Origin of the sequence: Streptomyces sp. B21-083 (assembly GCF_036898825.1) — a bacterium.
Taxonomy (GTDB): domain Bacteria; phylum Actinomycetota; class Actinomycetes; order Streptomycetales; family Streptomycetaceae; genus Streptomyces.
Genome location: NZ_JARUND010000001.1, coordinates 4227499 through 4253957 on the forward strand (window position 1 = coordinate 4227499; position 26459 = coordinate 4253957).

Sequence of the window (26459 nt, forward strand, 5' to 3'; positions counted from 1 at the left end):
GGGCATGGCTCCTTCTCCCAGTATGGTGCCGCTCGCTCGGAGCCGACAGACCGTGATCACCCGGACACCCCCGTCCGCCCGCACTCGGCCCACAGCAGCTTCCCGCCCTTCGACGCCCCCAACTCCCGCAGCACGGACACCCCCCACGCATCAGCGCACGCCTGTACGAGATGCAGCCCGCGCCCCCCTTCGGCATCGTCCGGGGGTACGGCTGCCAGGGCGCCCTTCTCCCGGAAGCCGGCCGGAACCCGGGGGTCGGTGTCCCAGACGGCGACGCGGAGGCGGTCGGGTTCGTTGGATAGGAGCCGGAGGATATAGGGGCCCTTGGTGTGGAGGTGGGCGTTGGTGAGCAGTTCGGAGGCGAGGAGTTCGGCTGTGGCGGTGAGGTGGGCGAGGTCGTGGGCGGCCAGGACGGTCCGCAGGGTCGCGCGGGCGATCCCCGGTGCACGTGGATCGTGCGGAAGCTGGAGGGCGTAGGCCCAGGACGGCGATACGGTGGCCATCGGAAGTCTCCGATCACGGAGGGGAGTTGGACGGTGTTGCCCAGTGACCGTGGCCGCTCCGTCGAGCGGGGTGCTTCTGGGCGGTGGGCGCCTGAGAACGAAGATACGGTCTCGCAAATGACATTTGCCTGGGATCGAGATACTTCCGGTCTCGATTCCCTCGTGTGAGTGACCCGCTGACGGAACATGTGTGCAGGAGGAGTTCACGTGCCCGCAAGACCCCGCCTGACGGCCCGGCGCCTCCGGCTCGCCGCGGAGCTGCGCAAGATGCGCGAGCGCTCGGGCATGACGGCGACCGAGGCCGCACGAGCGTTGGGCACCAGCCAAGGGCAGCTCAGCAATGTGGAGTCGGCCCGGTTCGGGGTGAGCCCCGAGCGCGTCAGGGCGCTGGCCGGCATCTACTCATGCCCCGACCAGGGGTTCGTGGAGTGCCTGGTGACCGTGGCGACCGACAAGACGTTCGGCTGGTGGGAGTCGTACCGGGAAGTGCTGCCGTCCGGGCTGCTGGACCTCGCCGAGTTGGAGCACCACGCCACCGCCGTACGCACCGCCTACACCTCGCACATGCCCGGCCTGCTCCAGACCGCCGACCATGCCCGGGAGATCTTCCGCCATGTGATTCCGGCACCCACTCCGCCCGAGGTGGAGCATCGCGTCTCCCACCGGGTCAAGCGGCAGGGCGTGTTGTACGGAGCCGACCCGACCCCCTACCGGACCGTCGTCCACGAAGCGGCCCTCCGCATGCGCGTGGGCGGCCGGGATGTGGCGCGCGACCAGCTTCGGCACCTGATCGACATGAGCGAGCGGGACCACATCACCGTTCGCGTACTGCCCTTCGACGTGGGCGCCTTCCCGGGATCGGGCCAGTCCATCAACTACCTGCACGGCTCAGTTCCTCAGCTGGACACCGCCCAACTGGACCAGTTCCACGGGCCCGTACTCCTCGACGCAGAGGTCCACTTGGAGAAGTATCGGCTCCTCCTGGACACCGTCGAGGCCACAGCGCTCACCCCGGAGAAGTCCCGGGACCTCATCCTTGCCATCGCCCAGGACCTCTAGAGGAGCCCACATGTCCCAGCACATCTGGCGGAAGTCGTCCCGCTGCCAGGAAGGCGACGCCTGCGTCCACATATCCGTCACCGGCGAAACGATCCTGCTCTCCGATTCGGCGACCCCTGACCCATCGTCCATCCTCTCGGTCGGCCGCGACACCTTCACCGACCTCATCCGCATACTCAAGGCCGATGGATGAGCCTGCCGGGGGCGCTGCTGTTGCAGGGATAGATCCGGAGGACAGTATCGGAGGCCATGGAGCTTGGGGAAACAGACGGGTCTCACAAGACTGGAATCATGCCGCACAGACATCACGCCACCTGAGAAATGCTCTTATCTGGGACGCCGCCCAAACTGACCAGCGTCTTCCGGAATATACCGCACCTCGGGATTTGCCGGGTCGAAACGCGGAAGGCCGGCGGGCAGGACCGGGGCCAAGGTCTGGAACGTCCTACGCATTGCCTTGTCCGAGTACCCCGAAATTGTCTCGGTCGTCTGAAGCACGGTTCCACCCGACGCCAGCGGGACAACTCGATGGAAGACACCTGCTTGCTCCAGGGAATTAGCCCCACCGAGCTCCTCGGTGAGTTCCTCAGGGCACACCGTGACCCACGCGTATCCACGTAGGAAATGCCGCGCCTCGGAAACAGACCTCCAAATCTTTCTCCTGAGGACTGCATCGAGGTTCGTCTTTTCCTTCATAGGCTCACCTACACAGACCCGGCCGAACGCAGGATTGGCCGAATCCAACGCCGAAACCAAGAAATTGACAATGTCGGCGCAAAGTGAAAATTCGTCATCTCTCTGCATATCATCTCGACTCAGCAAAAGCTGAACTTCGACGTTGGGTCGCCTCACCAGAATACTCGAACTATGCACATGCACTGCTGGACGATCTGAGTCTGAGCGCGTAACAAGTACATCCGCGACTTCAGGGCCGATCATCAACTCTTGACGCATCGAGCCCCATTCACCCGAGGCTATCAAGAATTCCTTACGCCTCTCACCCTCCCGCATCTGGGATGCAGCCAGTGATGTGGCGGCGCCTCTCCGCTCAAGATCCAAGAACTTGGCCAGCGGCCCTGCGAAGGCGGCCTCGAACCATGACGCAATTCCGCTTCCGACCCCGCCTTCCGTCCTGGAATCGAGGGTCACACTCGCCAGTAAGCTCACCGAAAACCTCCTTCGCTCACACTGTATGCCATCGGTGCACACCCGGCCCATCTTCGAATAAAAACCTCCGCCGATAGAACTCGGTAGCTCTTGAATCGGCCCCTGCGGACACGGGACGGCTTCTCGTGAACCACCCCGCGCCTCAGCGGCAGATCAAGACGCCTCCGGAAGGTCCTAAGCCGCGAGTTCGTAGAGGACTGTAGCCCCGGCGCCAATACTGCGGCCCGCAGGAGTCACCATCGCAAACCCCCCGAATGCCGACAAAATCTGACCAGTCTCTGTACCCCAGAACGATCCCTGTCCCGGCGGAAGCGTTTCGTAGAAACCCGTGTTTGACGGCGAAGGACCAGCAGTTGGGTGGCTCGACGAGCGGGGAATAATCTCCGCGTTCGGGCTGGCCCCTGGCTTGGGACTCGGAACTGCGGACCGCTGCTTCTTCCTGTCGCTGTCGGTTCCGTAGTAACGCATTCCCGCATAGTCCTTTTCGGACCACACTCTGCCTTTCTGGTTCGCCCCGTACACAAAACTCCCGGAAGAGAGCGCCGGACCCACGTCGACTACTCGATCATCTCCTTGCCCCTCCAAAAGCCTCTCCAACCTGTCAGCGTAACGTGCAAGTTGCTCAGGGCCCTTCACGAACGCGTACTGATATTTCCTGGAATTCGTCGAGAACTTGCTGGCGTTTGGCTTTACTTCCCAGATATAGACTTCTCCGTTTGCCCAAAAGATCACATCCGCGTGACCGTTGCCCCCCGATCCATCTGCCTTGGCCTCTGGGATCATGTTGGCATCCCTCCCACCAAGGCCGATATCAACCGTCAGATATCCCTCGATACTATTCTTCTGCGCCCAGCTCGCAGCAGCAAACCCGGTGGTGCAAACCGCCGCGTCATGCGCGGTCGACTGCATCGACAGACAGTTGCCGAGGTTCGTCCTGCCTCCGTTGCGTTCCAACCCAGTCGTGTTACCGCTACCACCAGATCCGGTCCCCCCAGCAACGGAAGCAGTGGCCGAGCTCGAGGACCCAGAAGATCCGCCGGAGCGTCGCTCGCTATGCCCGGTTCCGTCGTCGATCCACAGACCCGTCGGGTCGGAGTGGGAGATCGGGCTCCCGTTCGCGTACGTGTACCCGTTCATCTGGAGCGGGTCTGCTATATCCATGACCGGGTCGGCAGATACGAACCGGCCAATGGCTTGGTCGTACTCCCGAGCCCCAATATGGGTAAGCCCGGTAGTCGCCGCATCGTCGATGCCCACGCCCAGGTAGGTATGCCGGTTGGGCCAGGCGGCGGCCGAAGTGCCCCGGGATTCGCCGTACGGCTTGAAGGCACGCCGGGTCAGAGGCTGACCCGCGGATTCGTCGACAGCGGTGGTGGCCGTGCCGAGCGGGTCGTTGAGCAGGACGGTGAGTTTGTGGCCGGTGACCGCGCCTGTGGTCGTGCGGACGACCGTCGGGGCGCCCGGGTGGGCATAGGCACGAACCGCGCGGGTGATGGTGCCGGCAGGGCTGACGGTCACCTCGGTTTCGCCGAGGAACAGGGTGGCGCCGGACTTCGTGCGCTCCAGGAGGCGGTTGCCGCTCGCGTCGTAGACGTAGTCGGTGCGGTCGGTGACGGTCCAGCGCTGGGCGGTGGAGGTGCTGCAGGTGAAGATCTGCAGGGCGGCACCGGAGGACGCGCTGGGGTCGGAGATGTCCAGGCAGCGGGCGGAGGCGGTGTTCTTGAGGCTGCCGTTGGCTCCCTGCGTCCACTTCTGGGCGTTGGAGTTGTCGCAGGTCGAGAGCTGGACGGCGCCGCCGTCGGCGGTTCCGACGGCGGTGGCGCACTTGCCCAGCGCCTTGAGCTGGCCGTTGAAGGCCAACGTCCATTTCTGGGCGTCAGAGCCGTTGCAAGTCGAGAGCTGGATGACGGTGCCGTCGGCGGTGCCGCTGTTGCGGACGTCGAGGCAGAGGCCGCCAAGGCTGGTGATCGGGGCCGAGTTCTCGTTGCCGTCGGAGGCCGTGGCGAGCTTGCCCTGCGAGGTCCAGACGAGGGACTGGCCGGTGACGGCGCCCGGGCGGGCGGTGGTGTTGCCGGTGGCGTCGTAGACGTAGCTGCTGGTGACAGGGGTGGTGTTGGGCTTGGTGACTGTGCGGGAGGTGAGGAGGTGGGGACGCGTGGTCGTGTTTGTGGTGCCGTATGTGTAAGCGGAGGTCGCCGTCGCGGCCGTCGCGCCCAGCGCGTGTTCGGTCAGCGAGGCGCGGTTGCCGGTGAAGTCGAAGGTGTAGGCGTCCCAGTAGGCGGTAGTGCCGGTGGAGACCGTGCCCGACGCGGGGGCGGTCCTGGAGAGCGAGGCCGTGAGGTCACTGTCCGGGGCCGTGGTGTCCGTCGCGGAGTCGGCGGCCTCGGCGATGGGACCGGCGGAGATCTGACCGTCCGTGCGGTAGCCCCAGTTGGTGCCGGAGGCGGACTTGCAGCCGGTACCGCCGGCGGCCTCCGTGTCTATGGCGACGTTGGAGGTCCAGGCGTGGACGAGTTCGCCGAGCTGGTCGTAGGTGAAGCACTGGTTGTCGGTCGTACCAACGGTGCCGTCCATCTGGCGGCGGGCGGCGGAGGTGACGTTGCCGGCCCGGTCGTAGGAGAAGTAGGCGTCGGTGATGCGGTGGGACACGTCGGTCTCACGGTCCCAGACGCTGCGCTGGACGCGGCCGGTGTGCTCGTCGACGAAGTTGGTGGTCCACACGCGGTAGGGCTGCGGGCCGCTGACGGTGCGCAGGACCTCGCCGTACGGGGAGTAGGTGACGTCCGACGTGTACCAGCTGGCGCCGGAGGTGGACTCGGCCAGGCCGTCGCTGTCGTAACGGGTGACGACCTTCTCCTGGGCCAGTCCGCCTACCGCCGGAAGTGTGGCCGTCAACGGCTTGCCTGTGGGTGTGTACGTGTAGGCGTACCCGTACTTGCCCGATAGGCCCTTGGTCGCGGCACCCTCCGGGATGGTCACCTCACGGCCCGTGGGGTGGTAGTCGGTGTCGTAGCCGGTGATCCGGTCGACGTAGTCGCCGGTCCGGTCATGGCGGGTCGTGGACGACAACTGGCCCAGCGCGCCCGTCGGGTCGTACGTGTACTCGATGATCGGGGACGCGGTCGCCGATCCCTCGCGGACCGCCTTGACCCGGCCGGTCGTGTCGTACTCCGTGAAGGTGGTGAGGTTGCGGGAGTCCGTGACGCTGGTGCGGCGGTCGAGGTCGTCGTAGGCGAAGGACGCCGCGCCGACATCGGGGTCGGTGGAGTCGGTCATCCGGCCGCGGGAGTCGTAGTTGTACGTCCACAGGTTGCCGACCGGGTCCTTGACCTGCTGGCGGTTGCCACGGGAGTCGTAGGAGTACCAGGTGTTGCGCCAGTGGCTCAGGCCGCTGTTGGTGTAGTGCTGGACGAGGTTGACGCGTCCGAGAGCATCGGTCCAGGTCTTGACGGGGGGTGTGGCGCCGCCGGCCGGGCGGGTCAGCGTCCAGTCGTCGCCATAGGTGGCTGTGCTGGAGTAGACCTCCTTGCCGCCGTGGAGAGTCGTCGTCTTGATCGCGCGTTCCAGACCGTCGTACGTGCTCCGGGTCATGGTGGGTACGAGCGAGTCGGACTTGCGCTTGAACTGCTTGGCCTGCGGCTCGCCCTGGACCAGGTAGCCGCCGGTCTGCTCCCTGACCAGGCCGTGGTCGTCGTAGCGGGTGTCGGTGATGACGCGGCCCCGGCCGTGGGCTTCGGCCTGGGTCTGGAAGGGGCGCGAGAGTCCGTCGTAGATGGTGGTCTGCTTGGCGTAGGTGCCGTTGTCACGGAGGGTCTCGACGGTCACCGTGCTGGGAGTGGTCACGCTGGTGGTGGCCTTGGCCATCTGGTACGTGATCTTGACGTTCGGGGTCTGGCTTCCCGAGGAGCGGGAAGGGGACCAGCCGTTGACCAGGCGGCCGAGCGCGTCGTACTCGGTGCGGGTGACCCGGTTGTTGGTGTCCGTGACGGTGAGCGGAAGGCCGCGGCCCGGGTCGAAGGTGGTGAGGGAGGTGTGGCCTGCCGGGTTGATCGTCTTGACGGCGGTCACCGGGCCACCCGTGGACGGGGTGTACTGCGTCTCGGTCTTGACCACGCCGACCGAGCCGGGGGCGGTCACGAAGCGGATCCGGCCCAGGTCGTCGTAGGTGGAGGTGGTGACGACGGAGTAGCCGGAGCCCGAGGCCGGGTTGGTCGCCACGCTGGTGGGCAGGCCCCTGACCGGGAGAGCGCCGTAGGCGAGGTTGTCGTAGCTGGTCCGGGCGGCGCTGATCAACTGGGTCGCGGGGTCCGCGGAGTCGTGGGCCGCGCAGGAGGTCGCCGTCGTACGGACCTGTGTGGGCAGGCCGATGATGTTGGCGGCCGTCGTGTTGTTGGCGTATTCCGTCTTGGTGCAGCGGTACTCGCTGGAGGCCTCGGCGCCGCCGGACCCGGGCTTGACCACGGATGTCTGTACCTGGACGGGGAGTCCGTAGTCGGGGTCGACCTCGGTCTCGGTGCGTACGGCCTGCCAGTTGTCGGTGCCGAGCATCTGGATGGCATCGGTGCGCCGGATGCCCGTCTGGTGGGCCAGCAGGGGCGAGGTGTCGTTGTCCCGGGTGCGGGAGGCGGTCTGTCTGGACCAGGGGTAGTTGAGGGTTCGCTTGACGATGGGGTCGGGGGTGCCGTCGACATGCAGGAAGCTGCCCGTGTAGCTGATGCTCTCCGCGACCATGCCCGCGTACTGGGGTGCGTCGTCGGCGAGGAGCGTCTTTTCGTTCTTGGAGTCCTTGACGGCACCGCCCGCGCCACGGAAGTAGCGGACGACCGAGTAGGACTGGGTCTGAGCGGATGTGCCGCCGCTCTTCTTCCCCTCGGTCGTGGCCACCTTCTGGTAGCCACGCCACACACCGTAGGTACGCAGGGACGGCTTGGAGAACTCGTCGTCGTCCTTGCCCCAAGCCGGGTCCGTGTAGGTGTACCCGGTGACGATCGCGTCGGAGACCCCTGAAATCCTGTCCGTCTCGGTCACCGTGTCGACGACGTACTTGTTGAACCAGGCGATCTTCGGGGTTTCCACGTCACCGTCCGGGGACCACCGGACCGGATAGCAGGTGCCGTGGTTGTCCTCGGGGGAGACGGTCGGCTGGGTCCGGCAGCCACCGTCGTACGTCACCGCGATGGAGCCGCCCTGCTCGGTGCGGACACTGCCGATACGGGGACGGATGAAGCCCGGACGCGCGTCGTTCTTGCTGCGGGGGACGAGGTTGGGGAGTTGGTTGTCGGCGAAGTAGCCACTCAGCGCCTCGCCCTTCGAGGCGGGGGAGTACGGGGCGAAGCTGACGCCGTCCGTCGACATCACGGTGCCGGAGGTGTCGCCAGGGGCGAAGCCGGTACGGGTGATGGAGTTGAGCCAGAGGGCGGGTGAGGTGTCGTACCAGTCACGGGGGAAGGACTGGTGGAGCGTGTACGTGTCGACCTTGGTCAGCCCGGAAGTGCCGGGGCGGGCGGCCTCGGTGGTCACGGATGCCAGACGCATCCGGGTCCAGAAGGAGGGGAAGGCCGGGCAGAGCTTGGACGTGGACTTGCAGTTGAGGTTGCCGGGGCTGTCCCACCAGGGTTGGTACGAGCCTGGGTTGTCGGTGACGTCGAACTTCGCGGCGGCGCAGGAACCGTCGGTCTCCAGGCAACGCTCCTCGGCGTTGAAGAGGACCCTCGCGGAGGGCGAGTTGAGGTCACTGGTGCGCAGGCCGTACTCGATGGAGAGGGGGTAGCCACCACGGTCGTACGCCACCGGGGTCTTGAACTTCTTGTTGGCCGCGTAGTAGTTGGTGTCCCGCTTCCAGTTGACGATCATCGCGTTGCCGTTGACGTCGACGACCTTGTCCAGACCCCAGTGCCAGGCCTGGTCGCAGCGGGAGTCGGCGAAGGCGGCCTGGTGGCAGGGCTCACCGGGGTGGTTGCCGTAGACCGGGACGGTGAAGACGGAGTCGGTCGCGGCGTGCGAGCCGCCCACCTTGTTCTGACCGAAGTAGTACTTCGTGCCGTCGGGAGTGGTGACGAGCCAGTACTCGTCGTTGTTGTCCTTGTTGTCGCCGTCGCCGTCGGTCCTCAACTCGACGCGGGTGCCGTCGTCGTTCTGGGGGCGGTAGATCTCGGACGTGGAGTTCGCCCGCACCAGCTCGACCGTCCTGCCGCCGAGCGACATGACCGCGTTGTACGAGACCCAGCACAGGTCCGGGGTCTTGTACTTCTTCTCCTTGTTGTTGGCCGCCCCGTCCGGGACGTCGTCGCGGTCGTCCTTGCACGTGCGGTATCGGCGCTCGATGTGGCCCGGGTCGTAGTCCCAGCCCTCGCCGATCCAGGACACCTGCGGAGAGGAGGTGGCGGTCTTGCCGTCCACTGTCTGCGAGTTGTAGCCGAAGGAGATCTGCGGGGCGGGACCGGCGGGCGCGGGCGGGACGGTGAGCGGGTAGGACCAGGTGAACGCACCTGACGAACTGCCGGCCGCCCATTTGCCGCTGGAGGCCAGCGGGGTCGCCTTGAACGAACCGCCCGCGCTCCCACCGGAGTCCACGGCACCGATGACCGCCTTGTCGCCGCTGGCGGCTGCCGGTCGGGCCCGGGTGTACGAGGCCTGGATGACACCGGAGGAGTCGACTGGGGCTGCGGAGGCCGCGGAGGTGAAGACGGTGCCGTCGGCAGCCGTATCGACAGTGGCGGTGATGGTCTTGGTGCTGGTGTCGTTGTCCGTGTCCAGCTCGGTGTACGCCTGGCACTCCTCCACATCGGGAGTCGAGAGGTAGCACTCGGGGAACTGGACGAAGTGCAGGCGGGAGGCCCAGTCGGCCCCGTAGAGATTCTCGAACGTCTTGTAGCTGAGCTGGACGGAGATCGGCACCGAGCCGGTGGCGGGCGCCGCCACCGAGATCACCGCGCCGTCGACGCCGGCCGACACGGGCGCTGTACGGGAGGCGACGGTGACCGACCAGGAGCCGGTCGGTGCGGCGGCGTCCGGAGCCTGGCCCAGCTTCACCGGCAGATTGCCGGCGGGCTTGTAGGCGGCCTGGGCCACGGCGGAGCCAGTCTGTAGAGCGGCCGTTGACGTGGCGCTCCCGAAGTCGACCGGTTGGGTGCCGAAGGTGGCCGGGGTGGTGGTACCGGCCGGGGCTTCGTCCCGGTTGGCCAGAGCGGACAGGCCGATCTTGTCGAGCTTGGGGTTGGCGTCGGTACCGGTGACGAGTTGTTCGTCGGGAAGGTCCTCCAACGGAACGTCATCGCGAGGTACTTCCACGCTCGCCGGATCCGGCGGCAGGGCCAGGGCCTGGGTCGGCAACATGGCGATCGACAGCGTCAGCACCAGGGTGGAGAGCAGGGCCGACCGACGGCCTCTGAGGCGCGCGGACGTAAAGAGTGACACTGCTGATCCCCCCGGACGGCATGGAGCGGCCGCCTGGGAAGGCCGCACGCAGGTAAAACCACGTCAAAGAACGTGGAGATTCTTTGTCTCACTTGTAGAGAAAGCCAGAGTTCCCTGTGGGTTAGTGGTAATGATCACATCATGTACGGGTCAATCACACCAAAGCGTTGTTTTAGGGAGTCCCAAGAGACCGTGCTCCACTCGTCGTTGAAAAACGGCACGTGACGACAGCCGCGCATTGGGCCATGCTCTGGTCCCGTTGTCCCAGGGGGGAAGGAAACCTCGCGCATGTCGAGCACACGGCCGAGCAGATGGCGCCGCAGACCCGGTCGCCGGATCATCGCGGCGGCCGTCGTGGCCGCCATCGCGGCCTCCGGCCTGACGTACGCCGGGTTGAGCGACAGCGGGGAGCGTGCACAGCCGGAGGCCAAGCCCCGGCACAGCGCGCCGTTGAGCCACGCCGAGGCCGCCGCGAAGGCCGCGCGGACCGGAAAGACGGTCGAGGTCACGAGCCTGCGTACGGCGTACGAGACCACGTGGGCACGGCCGGACGGTCTGACGCAGCGACGGATCCACTCGTCGCCCATCCGGGCCAAGGTGGACGGGACATGGCGGGCGATCGACACCTCGCTCGGGCACACCAAGGACGGCTGGTCCCCCAGGGCGACGAACACGCGGATGAAGTTCTCGGCGGGCACGGACAGCCGCGGGCAGGACGACCGGGCCGATCGCGGAGCGGGCGCTCTCCGGGTCCCGCTCCTGGCACAAGCGGCCACAGCCGCGACCGGTAACGCACTGGTGACCCTGACCACCGGCGGTCACGACATCGTCCTGACCTGGCCGTACGACATCCCCACGCCGATCATCGACGGCTCACGAGCGCTCTACCCGGAGATCCTGCCCGGCGCAGACCTGGTGTTGACGGCGGACGACGGGGGCTTCGCGCAATTGCTCGTCCTGAAGACCCGTGTGGCGGCGGCCGACCCCCGCGTGACGCAGCTGTCGTACGGCCTGTCCTCCCCCGATCTCAGCTTCTCCCTGGACCCGACCACCGGCATCATCAGCGCCGAGGACAGCACCGGCGATGAGGTGGCGGTCTCCCCCACCCCCTTGATGTGGGACAGCTCGGGCACCCCGGCGCTCACCAACGGCCAGGCCGGCAGCAGCGCATCGCCGACCGCCTCGGAATCACTGTCCGAGGACGAGTCGAGCGCACCCGACGAATCCGAGTCCCCGACGGAGTCCCCAGAGCCGAGCGACACCTCCGACTACGTCGACTCGGGAGACACGGCCGCCGAGGTACTCCCGGACGCCTCCGACGAGGCTCCGGACCCGTCCACTTCGGAAGGTGAGGGGGCCAATCCCTCCGTACCGGCGGAGGCTTCGCCGGATCCGACGCATTCGGGCGCGAGCGCGACGCTCGATCTGCCGTCACTGGCAGGCCCGCAGCCGGACTCCAAGGGCACCCTCATCGAGACCGACCTGAACGGCTCGACCTGGACGCTGACGCCTGATCGGGAGTTTCTCGACGACGCGGACACGGTGTACCCGGTCTTCGTCGACCCGTCGATCCGCAAGCACCACAACGATTGGACGACGGCCTACAGCCGTCACCCCAACGCGAACTTCTACAACGGGCGGAACTTCAACCAGGGGACGAGCGAGGCGCGGGTCGGCTTCGAGTCGGACACCTGGGGGACGTCCCGGTCCTTCTTCACCATGGACTGGAACCCCGACCTGAAGGGTTCCTCCGTCACGACAGCGAAGCTGCACATTCTGGAGACGTACTCCTGGTCGTGCAGCCCGCGCACCGTGAACGTGTACGTCACCGGGCCGATCAGCAACAAGACGACCTGGCGGAACGCGCCCAGCATGACGGCCGGCAACAAGCTGGCGGGCAAGAGCTTCGCCCATGGGTACAAGTCGGCGACCTGCCCGGACGAGTACGAGGAGTTCGACGTCAAGCGCGCCGCCCAGAAGGCGATTTCGGACGGCGCGGACTCCCTGACCCTCGGTCTGCGCGCAGGCGATGAGAACTCCGCGTACTCCTGGAAGAAGTTCCAGGCCAACGACGGCAACGGCCCGTACATCGAACTGGTCTACAACCGCCCGCCGGGCGCACCCACCAGGTTGGACCTCGATCCCGACCTGTCGTGCGACACCATCGCGCCGTACGTGAACGTCGGTGCCTCCTCGATCACCTTCTGGGCGAACGCGACCGACAAGGACAACAACCTGGCCTCGCTGCGCTTCGAGCTGTGGCCGACGAACGGCAGCGGCAACCTGCTGGGATCCAAGGGCATAAAGAAGATAGACGGCCAGGTCGGTTCGACCCGGGAACACACCGAGCCGTTCTCCACGAGCGGGCTGAAGAACGGCACCACCTACTCCTGGCGAGTGCGAGCCATGGACAAGGCGGGGGTCAGCTCATCGTTCGCGCCCGCGAAGTCGCCGTACTGCCGCTTCGTCTTCGACAGTTCACGGCCGACACCGCCCGTCGTCACCTCGGTTCAGTTCCCCAACGCGGACGGGAACAACAACGGTCTCCACAACGAGCCCGAGGACGCCATCTGGAGCAAGGTGAAGTTCGGCTCTGCGGGCTCCTTCGTCTTCAGGGCCTCGCAGACGGATGTGGTCAAGTACGAATTCGCCTTCAACACACCTACGTACACGGCTTCCCTCCCCCGTCTGAACGGGGCCGCCACCTCGACGACGACCACCTGGAACGGCGCCAAACCACCACTCGCCGGGCCGAATGTGCTGTATGTGCGGGCCGTTGACGACGCGGGGCATGTGTCGGATCCCCGGAAGTACTTCTTCTACATCACCCCCAGGGACAAAGCCGATACCGCGGGAGACTTCACGGGTGACGCGTTCGCGGACCTGATGGTGGTGACCGCCACCGGCGACCTCTGGATGTATCCCAGCCGGGGCAACTCCGACCTGACCAAGGGAACCGGTACGTTCGGGCCCGCGATGTCCGGCGCCTACCGGGAGAACCCGGCGAAGGACCCGAACGGAAACGTGGCTGACGGCGAGCCGCTGTACGTCGGTCCGGTCTCGGGCTACTGGAAGAACACGATGGTCGCGCACCTCGGTGACATTTATGGGGGTGACGGTCTCCAGGACCTCGTCGCCGTGCGCGAAGGCAAACTGTGGGTCTACCCGGGCGACGGTTACGGCGCGGTCAACATCGACAAGCGTCAGGAGATCCTGCTCCCGGCAGGTGGGCCCAACCTGGCGGCTGTCACCCAGATCGTGTCGTCCGGGGACGCCACCGGGGACGGCAAGCCCGACTTCTTCCTCACGGTGAAGGACAGCGACACCGTGGAGACTCTGTGGGCCCTCACCGGCTACAACGGAGCCACCGTCGAGGCAGCCAGGGCACTGAACTCCGGCCCGGCGTGGGCGACCCGCGACCTGGTCAACCTCCAGGACATCACCGGGGACGGGGTCACGGACATGCTCTACCGGATCGTCAGCAGTGGGCGTCTCGCGCTGCGCACGGGAATCAAGGACAGCGCGACCGGCGGCGTGAGCCTCGACTCGCTGGCCACCTCGGGAGCTGCGGCCGGCGGTGTGGACAACACCGACTACGCGACCTCCGGCTGGACCGCCCCCGACATCAAACTGGCCTTCGGTACAGCCGACGCCGACGGTGACGCCATCCCGGACATCTGGGCGGTCACGGGGACGGGCGCCGTCCGCTTTTACCCGGGGGGCCGTTCAGCCCTCGGTGCCTTCACGGCGGTCCCCAGCGGCGGCTGGTCGGGCATGCTGACCCTCGGCTGACGCTCGGGGAAGGCCTCACCAGCGATGCGATGTTCTCCGCCGCCATGCGCGATGCATGGCGGCGGGGGCATTGGGAGGGCCTGGGCGCGCCGACGGCCCCTCGCAGTCTCGGAGTTGGGCGCGATCGTCGGCACACACAAAGTCCAGGAGGCAGCGCTGTCCTGACGGGCGGCGGTGTGCGGATACTCAGTTACTCACTGCACTCGGATGAACCCGTACGACTCCGCGCGACAACCGTCAGCGCGTGTCATCACGCGCGTGCTGCCGTCGCACCGCATCCCGTAGCGCCGTTCGGACCGGCTCCGCCGGAGGTGGGCCGCCCGTGCTCACCGTGACGATCGCTTCGGCGACCTCGCGGAGTTTGGTGTTCGTGTGTTGGGAGGTGTCGCGCAGGGCGTCCCAGGCCTCGTCGGCGGTGCATGACTCGACGGCCATGAGGATTCCGCGGGCCTGGTCGATGACCGGGCGGGACTCGATGGCCTGCTGCAGCTGCTGAACCTCCGCCTGGAGTCGCCGCACCCGTTCCGCGCGTTCCGCGGCCACCGCCGCAAGGCCCTGTTCGGAGCGGAGGAGGGCGAGCAGGTGGCGGATGTCCGGCGGGAGCCACGCGGAGAGGGAGCCCGTGGCGTCGGAGGCGGCGGGGGGTATGGACAGGCCGGTGAGCTCCAGGATGCGGAGGGGCTGGCCGTTCCAGTTGACGGTCCATAAGGGGATGCCGGCGTCGGCTCTGAAGTCCTCCAGGCGCTCCAGGAACTGGAGTCCGGCCGTGTCCATGAAGGTGACCTCCGTCATGTCCAGGACCAGGCCGTTCGTTTCGCCGGGGAGCTTGCCCAGGACAGGATCGAGCACCGTGGTGCAGCCGTGAACGATTTCCCCGCTCGATGCCAGGACCGCGGTGGTTCCCCACATCTCGGTGCGGATGGTCAGTGGCCCGTTGCCCAGTGACGGCGACGGTGGAGATACGGGGGCGACAGACATGCACTCACCTCGGGTCCGGGATCCAGATACGCCGTCGGGGTCCGCGCCAGGCTGCGCGCGGCTCTGACATGGCCCGCGACTGTTTTGCTCACGCGCCTTCCCCGTCCGGGACGGCGTATTCCGGATGCGGCGTGGAGATACGGGGGGAGATTTCCCCACCACGGGTGGCGCCGCGCATGAACGCGGTTGTACGGGGCAGGCGCATGGGGCGGCATCGTGCTTGTCGTGCTGGAGGTGCGCTCGGCGTCTATCCTCTGTCGGCGGCACGGTATGGAGCTACTGGAGCTGGGTGCGACCGGCACATGGGGGTGGGGCGTGGACAGTTTGCGACGGGCGAAGGCCTCGGCGTCGATGCCGGGTCCGTCAGAGGGCGGGGGCGCGTTGCGAATGCGTCCGTTGCCGGACCGGGCGGGCTGGCGGGCCGTCGGCGAGATCACTTCGGCCACGTGCCCGACCTGGGAGCAGACACTTGAGCAGCTGACCCGTCGTATGACCGTACGTAAAGAGATCGTGTGCCATCTGGAGATGTCCGCCGTGACCTTCGTCGATGTCGCCGGTGCCTCGGCTCTGGCGGTGGCCGCTCAGGACCTTCCGGGCCGGCGGCGCATCGTGATCGAACGGCCGCCCGCCACTCTACCACGGCTGCTTGAAATGTTCTGGCCAGACTTGTCCGTGATCGAGGTGGTGGCGCGATGACTGCCACGAAGACCGCTGAGGCGACCGCCGAGTCGTTCGTTCATCCCGCTCTGTTCTACCGGGGCGAGGACGAGTATCTGGACGGCACGGTGCCCTTCATCCGCGAGGGGCTGAAGGCCGGGCACCCGGTGGCGGTCGCCGTGCCCGGCGCGAACCTGGCCCTGCTCAGGGAGAATCTGGGCGCGGATGCCGTGTCCGTGCACTTCCTCGACATGAGCGACGCGGGCCGCAACCCGGGCCGGATCATCCCGAGGGTGCTGCGTGCCTTCGCCGACGCCCACCCTCAGACGCATGTGCGGATCATCGGGGAGCCGATCTGGCCCGGCCGCAGCAGCGTCGAGTACCCGGCGTGTGTGCAGCACGAGGCGCTGATCAACCCGGCCTTCCAGGGCCGGGACGTGACCATCCTGTGCCCGTACGACGCCGTGCGCCTCGACAAGGACGTGCTCACCGACGCGTACGCGACCCACCCGGTGATCGTCTCCGGCGGCAGCCAGAGGCCCAGCCCGTCCTACGCGCCCGGGCAGGTCGTCGCCGAGTACAACCGGCCGCTCCCGGAGGCTCCCGCAGCGGCCGAACCCCAGCACTTCGGCCGCGACGAGCTGCCGGTCGTCCGGCATTTCGCCGTCGCGCGGGCCGCCGAGCTGGGGCTGTCCGGCGTACGCCTGGACGATCTCGCTCTCGCGGTGGCCGAGCTGACCACCAACAGCGTGGTGCACGGCGGGGGCTCCGGGAGCCTGCGGATCTGGTCCGAGGGCTCACAGCTGGTGTGCGAGGTCCGCGACGGCGGGCAATTGGACGACCCGCTCGCCGGGCGCCGCCCGGCCACCCGGGACCAGCGTGGCGGCCGCGGCCTGCTGCTGGTGCACACCGTCGCCGACCTGGTCCGCATCCACACCGACCCAGGTGGTACGGCCATCCGGCTCTACCTCGGCCACTAGCCGACCTCGCCGGGGCGGGCGACCTCGCCGGGGTGGGCGACCTGGCGGCAATGCGCCCATGTCGCGGCCGGTCCAGCCGCGACGGGGCGCATGTCGCCGGCCCTTGCGCGGAGACGCGCACGGGCGGCCGCCGAAGTTTCTCGGCAGCCGCCCGGCGGACCTCAGATGCTGCTCACGCCGGCACGCTCAGCCGCGGAAGCCGAGAATCCCGCGCAGGGTGCTTTCACCCGTCGCGGGTGCCGTCTGTGCCGTACGCACTGCCGTCGTCTCGGTGCCCTGCGGCTTCGGGTCGGGCGACTTCTGGCAGACCGCGTCGGCCACACCACTGCCGTGGGGAACCTTGCCGTTGGTGAGGTACGCCGCCAGGTACTTGTCGAGGCAGGCGTTGCCGCTCAGCGTGATGCCGTGGTTGCCGCCGCCCTGCTCCACCACCAGGCTGGAGCCGCGCAGCAGCCGGCTCATGGTGACACCACCCTGGTACGGGGTGGCCGCGTCGTCCGTCGCCTGGAACAGCAGGACCGGCGGGAGCTTGGAGTTGGCGACGTTCACCGGCTTGAGCGGCTTCGTCGGCCAGAACGCGCACGGGGCGTTGTACCAGGCGTTGTTCCAGGCCATGAACGGGGCCTTCTTGTACACCGCCCAGTTGTCCTTGCGCCACTGGTTCCAGTCGCGCGGCCAGGACGCGTCACGGCACTGCACGGAGGTGTAGACGCTGTAGCCGTTGTCGCCGGAGGCGTCGATGGCGGCGATGTTGTCGTATGCCTTGACCAGCGCATCGGTGTTGTGGTCGTTGACGTAGGCCGCGAACGTCTGGGCGAGGGTGGGCCAGTAGCCGTTGTTGTAGCCGCCGGGTATGAAGATGTCCTCCAGCTCGGAGGCGCCCACCTTGCCGCCCGCCGGCTTCTTGGCGAGGGCCGCCCGCATGGCGTACCACTTGGCCTCGATCTTCTTCGGATCGGTGCCGAGCTTGTACGTTGAGTCGTACTTGGCTATCCACGTCATCAGCGCCTTGTGACGCTTGTCGAAGGCGTAGTCCTGCTGGATGTTGGCGTCGTACCAGACTCCGGTCGGGTCGACCATCGAGTCCAGCACCAGGCGCCGCACCCGCTGGGGGTACATCTTGGCGTAGACCGCGCCGAGGTAGGTGCCGTACGAGTAACCGAAGTAGTTGATCTTCTTCGCGCCGAGGGCCACCCGGATCGAGTCCATGTCCTGCACGGCGCTGACCGTGTTGATGTAGGGCAGGACGGCCGCGTACTTCCTGCCGCAGGCCTGGGCGAACGCCTTGGCGCGAGCGACGTTGGCCTTCTCGATCGCCGGTGTGCTGGGCACGGAGTCCGGGCGCACCGGGTCGAAGTGACCCGGCTTGCAGTCCAGGGCGGGCTGGCTCGCGCCCACGCCGCGCGGGTCGAAGCCGATGACGTCGTACTGGGCCGCGACGTCCTTGGGCAGGGAGGACGCGACGAAGCCGGCCAGGCTCAGGCCACTGCCACCGGGCCCGCCCGGGTTGACCAGCAGCGGGCCCTGATACGTCTTCGCGGTGTGCGGCACGCGGGACAGCGCCAGGGTGATCTGCCTCCCCTGCGGCTTCGCGTGGTTGAGCGGCACCTTCACCGACGCGCACTGGAGCGTCGGGGTGTCGTCCGTACCGCACGCCTTCCAACTGGCCTTCGCGGTCCGGGCGGTGTTCGCGGAGGGCGACACGCTGGCGTTGGCGGGGACGGCGGTGATCGTCCCGGCCAGCACGACGGTGACGCCGCACAGCATGGCTGCGCTTCTTCTCATGGAGCTCTCTCAGAACAGTGAGGGGGGTTGAGACCCTTGAGGTTCACGGGTCATGCCCTACGATCTCCGAAATGCACGCCGCGCGAGAACACAGGCGACCAAGACTTGACTGAATCGAGTCGTTGAAAGTCATCGAATAGCCCCCGAAGAGCGGCAGTTGGACCTCCCTGGATCGCAGCCTCCCGCTCGAATTCCGCCGGTCTGACGCACGGGCCGCCCAGGCCTGCCGACGCCGGCACCGTCGGCCCGCACCCCCGCCTCACCCGAGGCGGAGGTTCCCGTCGCGGCCGTACCCGCGCTCACCCCGCCCAGACCACCGCCTGCACCTCCCCGTACGCGTGCAGCGCGTACGACCCCACATCGCGCCCGACCCCGCTCCGCTTGAACCCCCCGAACGGTGCTTCCATGTTCCGTCCGACGGTGTTCACGCCCACTCCGCCCGCCCGGAGGCGCCGGGCGACCCGGAACGCGCGGGCCACGTCCGCCGACCAGACGTAGTCGATGAGGCCGTAGTCGCTGTCGTTGGCCAGCGCGATGCCCTCCTCCTCGTCGTCGAAGGGGATGACGGTCACCACCGGGCCGAAGATCTCCTCCCGGGCCACCCGCATGTCGTTCGTGCAGTCGGCCAGCAGGGTCGGGGCGACGTAGAACCCCCGGTCGTACGGCGGCCGTTCCCCGCCCGCGACCACCACCGCGCCTTCCTTGCGGCCGAGTTCGACGTACGTCTCGATCCGGTCCCGGTGCGGCCCCGAGATGACCGGCCCGACCACCGTGCCCTGAGCGCGCGGGTCACCCACCTTCAAGTGACCTGCATACGCGGCGAGTTGCTCGACCAACTGTCCGTAGACACCACGCTGTGCCAGCACCCTCGTCGGCGCCGTGCAGATCTGGCCGCTGTAGAACGAGAACGTCGTGCCGATGCCCGCGACCGCCGAGCGGATGTCCGCGTCGTCGAAGACGAGTGCCGCGCCCTTGCCGCCCAGCTCCATCAACTGGCGTTTCATGTCACGGCCGCACACCTCGGCGATCCGCTGGCCGACCGCCGTCGAGCCGGTGAAGCTGACCATGTCGACGTCCCGTGAGTCGACCACCGCCTCCCCCACCTCGGCGCGGGTCCCGCTGACCACGTTGACGACACCCGGCGGCACGCCCGCCGCCTCCAGCGCCTCCGCCATCCGGTACACCGACAGCGGGTCCTGCGGAGCGGGCTTCACGACGACCGTGTTGCCCATCGCCAGTGCGGGCGCGATCTTTCCGGCCGGGTTGGCCCAGGGGTTGTTGTACGAGGTGATGCAGGCGACCACGCCCACCGGCTGGCGTATCGCCAGCGCACCCATCACCGCCGCCTTCCCGAACGGGCCCCCCTCGTTGACCTGCGGCGGGATCGCCCACTCGGCCGTTTCCACCGTCGCGTACCGGCGGAAACGGGCGGCGCCCACGCCCACCTGCATTCCGCGCGCGGTCCCCGTCGTGGCACCGGTCTCCGCCTGGGCGAGCGCCGCGTACGACACCAGGTTGCTCTGGATGATGTCCGCGGCGCGGGCCAGGACGGCGGCCCGTTCCTCCGGTGAGGTGCGCGACCACGGCCCGAAGGCCTCGCGGGCCGCCGCCGCGGCGGCGTGCGCCTGCTCCCGCGAGGCCTCCGGCGCCCACCCGACGACGTCCTCCGTCGCCGGGTCGATCACCTCGTAGTGCCCGTCGGCCGGCTCCACCCACGAGCCGCCGACGAACAGCCGCTGTCCGTCGCTCACTTGGTGCTCACCGTGGCCGTGTCACGGCCCGAGCGAAGCACTGTGCCGGGTACCGCACCGGTCACCACATCGTCCCGGATCGTCTCGACTCCGTTCACCCACACGGCCGTCACCCCGATCGCCTTCGAGTCGAGACGCGGGCTGTCACCCGGCAGGTCGTGCACCAGGGTGGCCTTGTCGGCGGCGATCCGCTCCGGGTCGAAGAGGACCAGGTCCGCGTGGAAGCCCTCCTGGACACGCCCCCGCTCGCGCAGGCCGAACAGCCGAGCCGGCTCGTCGGTCAGCATCCGCACCGCCCGCTCCAGCGGCACGAGCTTGCGCCCGCGCAGACAGTCACCCAGGAACCGGGTCGTGTACGGGGCCCCGCACATCCGGTCCAGGTGCGCGCCGGCGTCGGAGCCGCCCAGCAGCACGTCCTCGTGCCGCCAGGTCTCGGCGCGCAGCGCCCAGGACGCGGGGTCGTTGTCGGTGGGCATGGGCCACAGGACCGTACGCAGTTCGTCGGCGACGCAGATCTCGACGAGGCAGCTGAAGGGGTCCTGGCCGCGTTCGGCGGCGATGTCCTGCACCACCCTTCCGGTCAGGCCCTCGTTCGCCGCGCTGTACGTGTCCCCGATGACGTACCGCCCGAAGTCCGTCAGCCGCCGGAAGACACCGACGTCCTCGCTCTGCGACAGGCGGACCAGCTCCGCCCGTACGGCGGGGTCGCCGAGCTGGGTGATCCGCTCGGGAACGGGCAGGCCGAGCACCGGCCCCCAACCGGGGATCAGGTTCAGCGCGCAGAAGGTGCCGAGGGACATGTTCATCGGCGTGAGGATGGGCATGGTGAGCGCGACGATCCGGCCACCGGCCTTACGGGCGCGCTCGCTTGCCTCCAGCTGGCGGGGTACGCGGGCCGGCACGGCCGAGTCGATGGTGAGCACGTTCCAGTTCAGGGGGCGCCCGGCCGCCGCGCTCATCTCGACGAACAGATCGATCTCCGCGTCGCTGAACTGGTCGAGGCAGCCCGCGACGATCGCCTCGATCTGGGTGCCCTCGTGCTCGCCGACCGCCTGGGAGAGGGCGATGAGCTCGGCGGGCAACGCGTGCCGGGACGCCACCGGCTTGCCGTCGCCGTCGGAGTGCGAGGACGACTGCGTGGTGGAGAACCCCCAGGCCCCGGCGTTCATGGCCTCGTGCAACAGGGCGAGCATGGCGGCGAGTTGTTCCTCCGTCGGCTGCCCACCCACCGCGTCCGGCCCCATCACGTAGCGCCGCAGAGCGCAATGCCCCACCATGAAACCGGCGTTGACCGCGATCCGCCCCTCCAGCGCGTCCAGGTACTCCCCGAAGCCGCTCCAGCTCCAGGGCGCCCCTTCCTCCAGCGCGACCAGGGACATCCCCTCGACCTTGGACATCATCCGGCGCGTGTAGTCGGCATCGCCCGGCCGGTCCGGGTTCAACGGGGCAAGCGTGAAACCGCAGTTGCCGGCGGCGACGGTCGTGACCCCGTGATTGAGGGACGGCGTCGCATACGGGTCCCAGAAGAGCTGGGCGTCGTAGTGCGTGTGCGGATCGACGAACCCGGGTGCGAGGACGAGCCCGGACGCGTCCTCGGTCGTCCGCGCGTCCTCGGTGATCCGGGCCCCGATGGCCGCGATGCGACCGTCCCGTATCCCCACATCCGCGACGTAGGCGGGTGCACCGGTCCCGTCGACGACGGTGACGCCCGCGATCAGATGGTCAAGCACGGCTACACCTCTTCCCAAGGCCCGCAGGGACGCGCCCCTCTTTCAGGGGCGCGGGGAACTGCGCGAACAACCACGACGGCCCCGCACCCGCCGACGAACCTCAAGCCACCCCCCGGAACCGCGAGGTCCGATGCACAGGATCCGTGTCGATCTTCGGAATCACATGCTCACCGACCAGCCGGATCGTCTGGAGCGTGTCCTCCCGAGATATCCCGATCGGCATCCCGAAGCTCAGCTGATCGGCCCCCGCCTGTTCCCACCGCTTGCACTGCGTCAGCACCTCGTCCGGGTCGCCGCAGATCAACAGCTCCTCGGCGATGAGGAGTTCGATGATCTCCTCGTTGAACTCGGGCAGCGTCTCCGGCCACACCGGGAACCCCTCGGGGCGCGGGAACGTGTCGTGGTAGCGGAAGAGCAGCGACTGCAGATAGTGCAGCCCACCGCCCGCCGCGATCCGTACCGCCTCCGCGTGCGTCGGCGCGCAGATCGCCGTCGACGTCACCATCACGTTGTCGTTGACATAGTCGCCGACCGGCTCGGCGTCCACGATCGCCGTCTTGTACTGCTCCAGCACCCACTCCATGTCGGAGACCTTCTGCACGCTGAAGCCGAGCACCCCGAGCCCCTTGCGGGCGGCCATGGCGTACGAGGGCGGCGAGCCGGCGGCGTACCACATCGCGGGGTGCGAGGGCCCGTACGGCTTGGGCAGGACCTTGCGCGGCGGCAGCGACCAGTGTTTGCCCTGGAAGCCGACGTACTCGTCCTGCGTCCACATCTTCGGGAACTCGGCGATCGTCTCCTCCCACAGCTCCTTGGTGTGGTTCATGTCGGTGATGCCGGACATGAAGCCGAGGATCTCGTGGGACCCGGCGCCCCGGCCGGAGCCGAACTCGAAGCGGTTGCCGGTGAGATGGTCGAGCATGGCGACCTTCTCGGCCACCTTCACCGGGTGGTTGACCGGGGCGAGCGGGTTGAAGATGCCGGAGCCGAGGTGGATGCGCTCGGTGGCGTGGGCGAGGTAGCCGAGGTAGACGTCGCTGGCCGAGATGTGCGAGTACTCCTCCAGGAAGTGGTGCTCGGACACCCAGGCGTACTTGAAGTTCGACTGGTCCGCCTGAATGACGTACTCGGTCTCCTCCATCAGCGCCTTGTGCTCCGCGAGCGGATCGGTCTCGGCCCGCTTGCCCACGTATCCCTGTACAAAGAGCCCGAATTCCAAGGAGGTTCACCGTCCCCAGTAACCGTTCCCGACGTTTCTGACGTAGCGTCAGATTCGATGTCGACTGTTCCACCGAGGGCCTGGAGCGTCAATAGCTGACGGGTCGTCAACTCACGTGTGTGGCTGCGGTCGATAGATTGCCCGCCATGACTGAACTGGGACCGGTCGGCCGGCCGCCCGCCCCGATCAGGACCGAGCGGCTCGTGCTCCGCGAGTCCGAGGCCCGGGATCGTGCGACGTTCATCGAGCTGCTGGCGTCGCCGGAGGTGCACACCTACCTCGGCGGCCCCCGGCCGCGTGCCGAACTGGAGCGCGAGTTGCCCGAGGTGCCCGAGCTGTGGCCCGGGAGTTTCGTGGTCGAGCTCGGCGGGGCGATGATCGGCCTGATCCTGCTCAGAAGGGCGACGGAGCACCGCCGTCCGTCCGCAGCGGGGAAGGTCGACCTCGGGTACCTGTTCCTGCCGGAGGCGTGGGGATCCGGGTATGCCGTCGAGGCGTGCGCGGCGACTCTCGACTGGTTCGACGGCGCCCTTCCCGGCGAGCCGGTGATGCTCACGACCCAGTCCGCCAACGCCGGCTCGATGCGCCTCGCCGCCAAGCTGGGGTTCACCGAGGTGGAGCGGTTCCAGGCCTGGGACGCCGAGCAGTGGCTCGGCCTGCGCCCCCCGGTCGCACCGCCCGCCTGAGCCGACGCCCGGAGGGGCGCAGGCCCTGGCGGAGACGGAGACGCTGGCGGGGAGCGCCGACTTCGGAGCCGGTGGGTGTCAGAAGGCGCTCACCCCCGCCAGCCAGCCCCCGTCGATCACGAACGGCTGTCCGGTGATGTACGACGAGTCCTCGGAGGACAGGAACAGCGCCAGCCGCGCCACCTCCTCCGGGCGCCCGATCCGCCCCAGCGGCACGAGCTTGCGGTACAGCTTGTCCAGGCCCTGCGCGGAACCCTCCGCGTCCGCCGCCGGGTCCAGTACCGCCGGGTTGGACATCGCGGTGTCGATCGCACCCGGGCACATGGCGTTGACGCGTATCTTCCGGCGGGCCAGCTCCAGTGCGGCGACCCGGGTGAGCCCGAGGATGGCGTGCTTGCTCGCCGCGTAGGCCCCGACCGCCGCCATGCCGGTCATCCCGGTGTACGAGGCGGTGTTGACGATCGTCCCGCCGCCGGTGTCGGCGATGCGCGGCGCGACCGTCTTGATCCCGAGGAAGCAGCCGACCTGGTTGACCTGCACGACCTGCATGAACTCGTCGAGGGGCGTGTCGAGAAGGGTGTTGAAGCGCAGGATGCCGGCGTTGTTGACCAGCCCGTCGATCCGCCCGTACGCCTTCTCGGCGGCGGCGACCGCAGCCTGCCAGCCCGCCTCCTCGCGCACGTCGAGATGGACGTACAGCGCGCCCAACTCCTTGGCCAGCGCCTCTCCTTGGTCGTCGAGCACATCCGCTACGACCACCCGGGCGCCCTCCGCCACGAACAGCCGGGCCTCCTGCTCCCCCTGACCTCGTGCCGCGCCGGTGATGATGACGACCCGTCCGTCGAGCTTGCCCATGCGGAACCCCTTCGCATCGGTGGAGGTCAGCATCGTACCGCCGAGTCTGACGATGCGTCAGATTCCGTCGGACAGCTTCGGACAGTGCGCGAGTGTGTGCGAGAGCACACACCAAGTAACCGGGGAGTAGGGACATTTGACCCTGTCGCGGATCCACGGGTGACGCCAATAATCCTCCACGAACAGGTAAAGCGAACATCAAGGGATTCCAGGGACGGAGCGGCATGGCCAAGAGGCGTCTGAAGAACAAGAAGATCCGGCTCGTGGCGGTCGGATCGGCGCTCGCGACCGGCGGCGTGATCATCACTCTTCTTCCGTCGGCGAACGCGGCCGAGGAGAAGACTCCCGAGCAGATCATCCAGATGTGCGAGCGGGCCAAGGTGCTCAACGGCAAACAGCAGGACATCTTCGACTTCGGCGGCCACCCGATCGCCGGCCCGAGTTTCGAGTCCGACAACTGTGACTACGTCGAGTCGAATTTCCAGTCGTTCGACGGCCCCACGGAGAAGGCTTCCATCGACTTCCCGAACTGCGAGCCGAACGCCACCGAGCCGGCGAAGGTATCGATCACCTGGAAGGCCACCGTGGGCCAGGGATCGGGCAAGTACACCGCGACCCAACAGGGCGCCGGCGGCGGGCTCTTCGGCTTTCTGAGCGGGTCCTGGCTCAAACACAAGGGGACGACCGACATGACCGTCAAGTCGGTGACCGCCGGCGACACGGAGAACCGAGAGGTTCCGGTCGGCAAGGTCCTGCACATGGAGTTCACGCCGAAAATGCAGCGTATGACCGGCGAATGGCGGGTGCGGATAGACGCCAACCCCGGAAGCTTCGCAGTCAACCCCTCGCCGGAGAAGAACTTCGTCGCGTCGGAACTCGTCGAGGGACCCGCCATCCTGCCCGGCGCCGCCGGAGCCGCAGGCATCGCGGACGGCGTGGCCAAGCCCGTCCTGACCGACTGCTGAGCCAGCGCTCTCACCCCCCTCAAGCTGCAGAAACACATTCGACTTCCCCTCCCCCGCAAGCTTCCCCGCAAGGAGACGCACCATGACCCGCACCAGCCGCAAAGGTCATCACCGGAGCAAGAAGAAGCGCATCGTCATGGCCATGGCCCCGGTGGTGGCCATCGCGGTGGCCGTTCCGCTGATGAACCAGGCGGGTGCCGCCACCCCCTCCGAAGTGACCAGGGACTGCGCGCAGAACTCCCCCAAACTGGACGACTGCGTTTTCGTCGACGTCCAGTTCAAGAACAACAGTCTGGGGCCCAACCAGCGTGTTTCCACCATTACCGACAACTGCGGTTCCACAAGCGCCCTGTCGAAGAGTTTCAGTGTTTCCGCGTCGGTGACGAGGTCCATCACCCTGGAGGACGGGTTCACCGCTTCCGCCGACTCCAAGCTGGGGAACTCGTTCTTCGAGATCGGCGCCAAGTTCAACACGACGGAATTCACCCTCAAGCGTGACGACACGGGTACCGGATTCGACTTCACCCGGACCGACACCGTGAAACCCGACCACATAGGCTTCTTCATGTGGTCGGAGAAGCGAACCGACGTGAGCGGATTCCTCAAGGCCACGTACAAGGACGAGCAGGACGGCCAGAAGGTCTTCTTCTCGCCGAGCGAGGGCGCCACCAGCGTGCACGTCTTCTATCCGCAGCTCCTGAAGAACGGAACGCCGGACGGCCGTCTCTGGCTGCGTAACGTCGAGTGCGGAACTCCCCAGGCCAACGGACTCCAGAACTCGGAGGGCAGTATCAGGGCGGAACCCGGATTCGGCGAGGGCGGCGAGAACGTGACGGACGTGGAAATCCCGGTTACGGAGATTCCCGCGCCGTAGCGCGATCCGGATCAGGGGTCAGCGAAATGGGCGGCACCGGTT

17 protein-coding genes are annotated in these 26459 nt (G+C 67.6%); 8 read left to right on the top strand and 9 right to left on the bottom strand.

Going from position 1 to position 26459, the window contains the following annotated elements:
- Positions 1–56 precede the first annotated feature (56 nt).
- On the bottom strand, positions 57–503 hold the full coding sequence (locus QA861_RS18860; RefSeq protein ID WP_334589495.1) for an ATP-binding protein: 447 nt from the start codon (positions 501–503) through the stop codon (positions 57–59).
- A gap of 186 nt (positions 504–689) precedes the next feature.
- Between QA861_RS18860 and QA861_RS18865 the strand changes: the two genes are divergently transcribed.
- Together QA861_RS18865 and QA861_RS18870 are read left to right on the top strand one after the other, a co-directional pair.
- The gene (locus tag QA861_RS18865; RefSeq protein ID WP_334589496.1) at positions 690–1562 is read left to right on the top strand and encodes a helix-turn-helix domain-containing protein; all 873 of its coding nucleotides are present in this window, start codon (positions 690–692) and stop codon (positions 1560–1562) included.
- Positions 1563–1572: 10 nt separating this feature from the next.
- The gene (locus tag QA861_RS18870; protein WP_334589497.1) at positions 1573–1755 is read left to right on the top strand and encodes a DUF397 domain-containing protein; all 183 of its coding nucleotides are present in this window, start codon (positions 1573–1575) and stop codon (positions 1753–1755) included.
- Positions 1756–1889: 134 nt separating this feature from the next.
- Here the strand turns inward: QA861_RS18870 and QA861_RS18875 are convergent, their stop codons facing one another.
- Together QA861_RS18875 and QA861_RS18880 are read right to left on the bottom strand one after the other, a co-directional pair.
- Positions 1890–2729 (bottom strand): hypothetical protein, encoded by an 840-nt coding sequence (locus tag QA861_RS18875; protein ID WP_334589498.1) that lies wholly within the window; start codon positions 2727–2729, stop codon positions 1890–1892.
- Positions 2730–2903: 174 nt separating this feature from the next.
- The gene (locus QA861_RS18880; protein WP_443041565.1) at positions 2904–10064 is read right to left on the bottom strand and encodes a ricin-type beta-trefoil lectin domain protein; all 7161 of its coding nucleotides are present in this window, start codon (positions 10062–10064) and stop codon (positions 2904–2906) included.
- Positions 10065–10433: 369 nt separating this feature from the next.
- Here QA861_RS18880 and QA861_RS18885 point away from each other — a divergent pair, with 369 nt between their 5' ends.
- Positions 10434–13937 (top strand): DNRLRE domain-containing protein, encoded by a 3504-nt coding sequence (locus QA861_RS18885; protein ID WP_334589500.1) that lies wholly within the window; start codon positions 10434–10436, stop codon positions 13935–13937.
- Between the two features lie 237 nt (positions 13938–14174).
- Here the strand turns inward: QA861_RS18885 and QA861_RS18890 are convergent, their stop codons facing one another.
- Positions 14175–14915 (bottom strand): ANTAR domain-containing protein, encoded by a 741-nt coding sequence (locus QA861_RS18890; protein ID WP_334589501.1) that lies wholly within the window; start codon positions 14913–14915, stop codon positions 14175–14177.
- A gap of 216 nt (positions 14916–15131) precedes the next feature.
- Here QA861_RS18890 and QA861_RS18895 point away from each other — a divergent pair, with 216 nt between their 5' ends.
- Entirely contained in the window at positions 15132–15611 is a 480-nt protein-coding gene (locus tag QA861_RS18895) for an STAS domain-containing protein (protein ID WP_334589502.1), read from the top strand.
- Complete coding sequence (locus QA861_RS18900; RefSeq protein ID WP_334589503.1) at positions 15608–16552, top strand: anti-sigma factor RsbA family regulatory protein; 945 nt, start codon at positions 15608–15610, stop codon at positions 16550–16552. The genes QA861_RS18895 and QA861_RS18900 overlap by 4 nt, the downstream gene beginning before the upstream one ends.
- Before the next feature lie 186 nt (positions 16553–16738).
- Here the strand turns inward: QA861_RS18900 and QA861_RS18905 are convergent, their stop codons facing one another.
- The 4 genes from QA861_RS18905 to QA861_RS18920 all read right to left on the bottom strand — a co-directional run bounded on the left by QA861_RS18905 (position 16739) and on the right by QA861_RS18920 (position 23037).
- Positions 16739–18337, bottom strand: coding sequence for an alpha/beta hydrolase (locus QA861_RS18905; RefSeq protein WP_334589504.1), 1599 nt, complete (start codon positions 18335–18337; stop codon positions 16739–16741).
- Between the two features lie 299 nt (positions 18338–18636).
- Complete coding sequence (locus tag QA861_RS18910; protein WP_334589505.1) at positions 18637–20088, bottom strand: aldehyde dehydrogenase family protein; 1452 nt, start codon at positions 20086–20088, stop codon at positions 18637–18639.
- Complete coding sequence (locus tag QA861_RS18915; RefSeq protein WP_334589506.1) at positions 20085–21818, bottom strand: N-acyl-D-amino-acid deacylase family protein; 1734 nt, start codon at positions 21816–21818, stop codon at positions 20085–20087. The genes QA861_RS18910 and QA861_RS18915 overlap by 4 nt, the downstream gene beginning before the upstream one ends.
- A gap of 100 nt (positions 21819–21918) precedes the next feature.
- The gene (locus QA861_RS18920; RefSeq protein WP_319095330.1) at positions 21919–23037 is read right to left on the bottom strand and encodes an LLM class flavin-dependent oxidoreductase; all 1119 of its coding nucleotides are present in this window, start codon (positions 23035–23037) and stop codon (positions 21919–21921) included.
- Positions 23038–23183: 146 nt separating this feature from the next.
- On the opposite strand from QA861_RS18920, the gene QA861_RS18925 reads away from it, so the two are divergent.
- A complete protein-coding gene (locus tag QA861_RS18925) occupies positions 23184–23723 on the top strand; it encodes a GNAT family N-acetyltransferase (protein ID WP_334589507.1) in 540 nt (179 codons plus the stop codon).
- A 78-nt stretch (positions 23724–23801) separates the two neighbouring features.
- Here the strand turns inward: QA861_RS18925 and QA861_RS18930 are convergent, their stop codons facing one another.
- A complete protein-coding gene (locus QA861_RS18930; RefSeq protein ID WP_334589508.1) occupies positions 23802–24578 on the bottom strand; it encodes an SDR family NAD(P)-dependent oxidoreductase in 777 nt (258 codons plus the stop codon).
- A gap of 224 nt (positions 24579–24802) precedes the next feature.
- On the opposite strand from QA861_RS18930, the gene QA861_RS18935 reads away from it, so the two are divergent.
- Both QA861_RS18935 and QA861_RS18940 read left to right on the top strand, forming a co-directional pair.
- Positions 24803–25543 (top strand): hypothetical protein, encoded by a 741-nt coding sequence (locus tag QA861_RS18935; RefSeq protein WP_334589509.1) that lies wholly within the window; start codon positions 24803–24805, stop codon positions 25541–25543.
- Between the two features lie 82 nt (positions 25544–25625).
- The gene (locus QA861_RS18940) at positions 25626–26417 is read left to right on the top strand and encodes a hypothetical protein (protein WP_334589510.1); all 792 of its coding nucleotides are present in this window, start codon (positions 25626–25628) and stop codon (positions 26415–26417) included.
- Positions 26418–26459: the final 42 nt, after the last annotated feature.

Bases quoted from the DNA above. Each gene is read 5' to 3' on its own strand.
- QA861_RS18860 (WP_334589495.1), bottom strand. From the start codon at position 503: ATGGCCACCGTATCGCCGTCCTGGGCCTACGCCCTCCAGCTTCCGCAC.
- QA861_RS18885 (WP_334589500.1), top strand. From the start codon at position 10,434: ATGTCGAGCACACGGCCGAGCAGATGGCGCCGCAGACCCGGTCGCCGG.
- QA861_RS18930 (WP_334589508.1), bottom strand. From the start codon at position 24,578: ATGGGCAAGCTCGACGGACGGGTCGTCATCATCACCGGCGCGGCACGA.
- QA861_RS18880 (WP_443041565.1), bottom strand. From the start codon at position 10,064: ATGTTGCCGACCCAGGCCCTGGCCCTGCCGCCGGATCCGGCGAGCGTG.
- QA861_RS18870 (WP_334589497.1), top strand. From the start codon at position 1,573: ATGTCCCAGCACATCTGGCGGAAGTCGTCCCGCTGCCAGGAAGGCGAC.
- QA861_RS18940 (WP_334589510.1), top strand. From the start codon at position 25,626: ATGACCCGCACCAGCCGCAAAGGTCATCACCGGAGCAAGAAGAAGCGC.
- QA861_RS18925 (WP_334589507.1), top strand. From the start codon at position 23,184: ATGACTGAACTGGGACCGGTCGGCCGGCCGCCCGCCCCGATCAGGACC.
- QA861_RS18900 (WP_334589503.1), top strand. From the start codon at position 15,608: ATGACTGCCACGAAGACCGCTGAGGCGACCGCCGAGTCGTTCGTTCAT.
- QA861_RS18935 (WP_334589509.1), top strand. From the start codon at position 24,803: ATGGCCAAGAGGCGTCTGAAGAACAAGAAGATCCGGCTCGTGGCGGTC.
- QA861_RS18890 (WP_334589501.1), bottom strand. From the start codon at position 14,915: ATGTCTGTCGCCCCCGTATCTCCACCGTCGCCGTCACTGGGCAACGGG.
- QA861_RS18865 (WP_334589496.1), top strand. From the start codon at position 690: ATGTGTGCAGGAGGAGTTCACGTGCCCGCAAGACCCCGCCTGACGGCC.
- QA861_RS18905 (WP_334589504.1), bottom strand. From the start codon at position 18,337: ATGAGAAGAAGCGCAGCCATGCTGTGCGGCGTCACCGTCGTGCTGGCC.